Here is a 4,509-nt window from a genome sequence, read left to right on the forward strand (position 1 = left end):
TTCAGATCCTTATTGGGGTGAAAAGGCTGCCCAGTTTTATATGCAAATCGATGCGGCTTTTGGTTATAAAGATAATAACTCAATGGCAATTGGTATCAAAACAAGTATTGATGATGTAAAGGTATATCAATATGATAGTACTTCATCAGCTATTCTTTACTCTACTGGTAAACAACCAGATTTTGCATTTGTAATTTTAGATGCATTTTCAAACAGTGAAGGTGATTGGTATAAAGTTCAATCAGAAGCTACCTTAAATGAAGAATCAAAAGTTGATATGGTTTACTACTATAATTATCTTGATAATGTAGGATATATTAAACAAAGTGATGTTCAACTTGTTATGAATCCTGAAAAAATGGGTACCAAAGAAATGATTAAAGTTTCCTTTGATGCGAATGGTGGGAACTTTCAAGATGAATCAGTTTTAATTAATTATTTGATTGAAGTAGGGCGTACACCAGTTATTGAAAATCCTAAAAAAGATAAAGCGATTTTTGTAGGGTGGGATAAAGAAATAACGGCAGCAAATGAGGAAATAACCTACGTTGCTCAATATGAACCAGTAGATTCGATTGAAATGGGAGAATATCCTGTTCAACTTATTGAATGGAATGATCGAATTAATATTGATGGAGGAACAATCGTTATAAACTATGCGAATGGTAAGCAGGAAACTGTGCCATTAACTACTTCCATGATTTCTGGATATGATTTGAAAACTGAAGGTGAACAAGAGGTTTTAGTTTCTTATGCTGGAAATACAACATCTTACAAAATCACGGTGGATAAAGAATTAGATACCGTTAGACAAGAACTTAAGGCAGAGATATCTGCGATTTTGGATGAAATGTCTAATTTGGAAACATTGACTGAGGAACAAGCAAAACGTGTTTTAGACTTAAAGGTTAAGATGGATAATTACATGGTTCCATATTTAACACAGCCTCAGTTACGTGCACTTGATAAATTAATTTATATGGCAATTGATCATCGCATTAATTATGTAATTTATGAAAATGATTTGGATGCCTCAGTTTCTGGATTATCACTTTCAATTGATTTAGGTGATTCTTTAGAAAATAAAATTTTACCTGATACAATTAAATTAGTTGTGAAGAATAGTATCAATAAAGAACATGAAGCAGCAATGAAATTACTTGCGGAAGGTAATAGCTTAACATTTGTAGATTCATTTAAAATTCAAACGCAAAAGAATTTGAATGACTTTGAATTAAATACACCAGTTTTAATTTCGATAAAAAAACCAGAAGGATCATCAAATAATCAACTGTTCACAGTGTTGTTATATGAAGATGGTGAAATTATTAAATGTTATACCAAACAAACGAATAACTATATTCAATTTATGACACCAGCGATTGGTGAATTCATGATATTATCAAGAAATACTACAAATGATTATACAATTGATGATGTTGTTGAAACTGTTCGTGTGGATAATAGTGATCCAGATATTCCTGCTTTGATTGCTGCTGGATTATTCGTAGCGACAATTGTTTTACTTATCGTTATTGCAATAGATGCATTATTAAGAAAGAGGAAGAGGAAGAAACTACGTGATCAACAAGAAAATACCATTGAAGATGATCCACTACAATCAAGTGCAAGTGAACCAAGACCTCATAATGAGCATCGCTCAGAGAGGGATAATCATTCCAATCAAAGTAATGATTAATGATGAGGGAATCTATTGTGTAGATGGGCACAAGCGATGTAGTGCTTGTCAAATACTTGAAGAAACAGAAAACCGAGAAATCGAAGTGAATTGTATGATTACCAATGATTTTTCAAAATCAGGCTCAACATATTGGGGAGCGCGTAATCATCATTAAGGAGAAAATATGGAACGACTACAAAAAATTATTGCAGCAAGTGGATTAACTTCGCGAAGAAAAGCGGAAGATTTAATTGTGCAAGGAAGAGTAAAAGTTGATGGAGAAGTTATCACGCAACTAGGGTATCAAGCTAGAAAAGGTGCGCGTATTGAAGTTGACGGGAAACCAATTATTAAAGAAAACAAAGTTTACTATGTTATGAATAAACCAAAGAATACGTTATGTACTTTAAAAGATGAACATGGACGTGATACTGTTTTAGATTATATAAGTTCAGAAGAAAGAGTATTTCCAGTAGGACGATTAGACTTTGATACAACAGGGGTATTAATTTTAACGAATGATGGTGAATTTGCGAATGATATTATTCATCCAAGTAATCATTTGGATAAAATGTATGAAGTATCAATCAAAGGAATTCTTACAGGTGAACAACTTAAAAATTTAGAAAAAGGTGTTCAACTTGAAGATGGAATTACATTACCTGCTAGGGTGAATGTGATTAATAAAAACAATGAAAAAGGTTCCATGCTTATTGAATTAACAATTCAAGAAGGCAGAAACCGTCAAGTTAAACGTATGATTGAATACTTTGGATTTGAAGTTAAACGACTACATCGTAAACGTCTAGGATATCTTGAAGTTAAAGATTTAAGACCAGGTGAAGTAAGATTGTTGAAACCATTTGAAGTTAAGCAATTAAGACAACTTGCAAAAGAAGGTCGATAATTATTTCAATAGTGAATCTATTAATGATTCATCTGGATCGATATAAATTGTTTTATATGTAGATAGAGATACCATACCAGGTTTAGCACCTGGTATTTTTTTTAGGGTTTTAATTTGAGCGTAATTGACAGGAACACTACTTGAATCACGACCTTTAGAATAATAGGCTGCAATTTGTGCTGCACTACGTATTGTGTCTTCGTCTAATTCTTGGCTGTGCACAACTACATGAGAGCCATGAAAATCTTTTGTATGAAACCACATATCATTTTTATTAGCAAGTTTAAACGTGAGTGCTTCATTTTGAAGATTATTTTTACCGAAACTAATTTGAATGCCGTTAGGTAATGTGATTTTAGAAACCTTAGGAAGTGTTTCTTTCTTTTTGGCTTTTCTAATTTTGGAAACTTTCTTTTTTAAATAACCAAGTTCGACAAGTTCTTGTTGGATTTCTTTGGCATCATCAAAGTTACTTAAATCAAGTTGTTGTTGGATACCATCAAAATAATTAATTTCATTTTGACATATTTCAATTTGTTCAAGAATATAGACTTGACCTTTTTTTGCTTTGTTATATTTTTGAAAACATTTTTTTGCGTTACTTTTAATATCGAGTTTTGGATCGAGTGGAATGGTTATTAAGCTACCATCTTCAAATGAAGGGAGTTGTAAACTAGTTTCACCTTTTGTAGTGACATGCTGATTAGCGTATAGTAAGTCACCATATTCACGCCATTTATCACAATCAAGTGATTCTTCATAAGAAGCTTGTAGCTTAGGTAACTTTTGCTTTTGGTGTTTTAATTCGTGATTTACAAAACGGTAAATATCACCAGCTAGGTCTTTGATGCGATCTTGTTCTTCTTTATGGAAATATACAATATCAAGACCTTCAAGAAGTGGATAGGATTTAGAAGGGCTTTGAATGTGTGTCAATGGTATACAGTGGAAGACAGCTTCATTATTTAAGTTAGATATATAAAGTGTATTCGAGTTTTCTATTTCTTTCATGATTGAAGTAAAAGATTCATTGTTGTGTAGACGATATTCAACTTCTTTACTTAGGAATGGTGAAAAACCATGGAATTGTTTAGTGAGTGTTAATGCGGGATTATAAGTGGTTGCATGAAACGGATCTATTTTGTCAGGTTGTACTTCGGTTTCTTTGAAGATTGCGCCTGGTTGAATGGTACGACGATTATTTTCAAAAGGAGGAATACGTTTTAAAGCATCCATAATTTTTCCGTTCGAGTCAACAAAGATGAGATTAGCGTATTTGCCCATCAATTCAATATAAAGGTATCGAATTACCTTATCACCAATTTCATTGCGCATATGGCACTCTAAACGCACGTAGCGGTCTAATCCTCCTTGCTCAATGGATTGTATCGTAGCAGATTCTAAATGTTTTCTTAAAAGCATTACAAAAGAAGAAGGTTCCTCAGGAGTTGGATAACTTCTCTCTGTTAAGTTAAGTCTGTTATAAATCGTGTGACAAGAAACAATAAGATTTTTTCTTGTAGTTTGAGTCTTTAATTGAAAAAGAATTTCTGAATTAGACACTTGATAAATTTTATTAATACGTGCAGGGAATTCAGGTTTTATCTTTTGAACAATTTTATGGAGCAAAATACCATCTAATGCCATGGGTAAAGTTCCTCATTTCGTTGTATTCAAATTGACAGTTAATCTGTTAGTTTGTACAATCATTATATACAATCAAGGAGGATAGTGAAAGTGAAAAGAGGTTTATTAATTGTTTTAAGTGGTCCAAGCGGTGTAGGTAAAGGAACTGTCTTAAAGGAGTTCATTGACGATCCTTCTTTGAAACTGGCATATTCAGTTTCGATGACAACAAGAGAAAAAAGACCGGGCGAAGTTGATGGTGTAAATTATAATTTCGTTTCAAGAGATGAATTTG

Annotated in this window: 4 protein-coding genes and 1 pseudogene; 4 read left to right on the top strand and 1 reads right to left on the bottom strand. The window is 32.6% G+C overall.

Going from position 1 to position 4,509, the window contains the following annotated elements; translation table 11 throughout:
• The 3 genes from RSB60_RS10925 to RSB60_RS10935 all read left to right on the top strand — a co-directional run.
• Positions 1-1,699 (top strand): bacterial Ig-like domain-containing protein (locus tag RSB60_RS10925; RefSeq protein WP_332616324.1); only part of this gene is annotated, 1,699 nt, incomplete at its 5' end.
• Positions 1,650-1,856: a ParB/Srx family N-terminal domain-containing protein gene (locus RSB60_RS10930; RefSeq protein ID WP_323380353.1), complete on the top strand. Its 207-nt coding sequence runs from the start codon at positions 1,650-1,652 to the stop codon at positions 1,854-1,856. The genes RSB60_RS10925 and RSB60_RS10930, both read left to right, overlap by 50 nt.
• Before the next feature lie 9 nt (positions 1,857-1,865).
• A complete protein-coding gene (locus tag RSB60_RS10935) occupies positions 1,866-2,588 on the top strand; it encodes a pseudouridine synthase (RefSeq protein ID WP_332475067.1) in 723 nt (240 codons plus the stop codon).
• Here RSB60_RS10935 and RSB60_RS10940 read toward each other — a convergent pair whose 3' ends face one another.
• Positions 2,589-4,235 carry an Rqc2 family fibronectin-binding protein gene (locus tag RSB60_RS10940; RefSeq protein WP_332616327.1) on the bottom strand — a complete coding sequence of 549 codons (1,647 nt, stop codon included), beginning with the start codon at positions 4,233-4,235 and terminating at the stop codon, positions 2,589-2,591. It abuts the gene before it with no gap.
• A gap of 90 nt (positions 4,236-4,325) precedes the next feature.
• Between RSB60_RS10940 and RSB60_RS10945 the strand changes: the two are divergent.
• Positions 4,326-4,509 (top strand): annotated as a pseudogene (locus tag RSB60_RS10945) (guanylate kinase); the annotation flags it as partial.

This window comes from Anaerorhabdus sp., from assembly GCF_036657415.1.
GTDB lineage: Bacteria > Bacillota_I > Bacilli_A > Erysipelotrichales > Erysipelotrichaceae > Anaerorhabdus.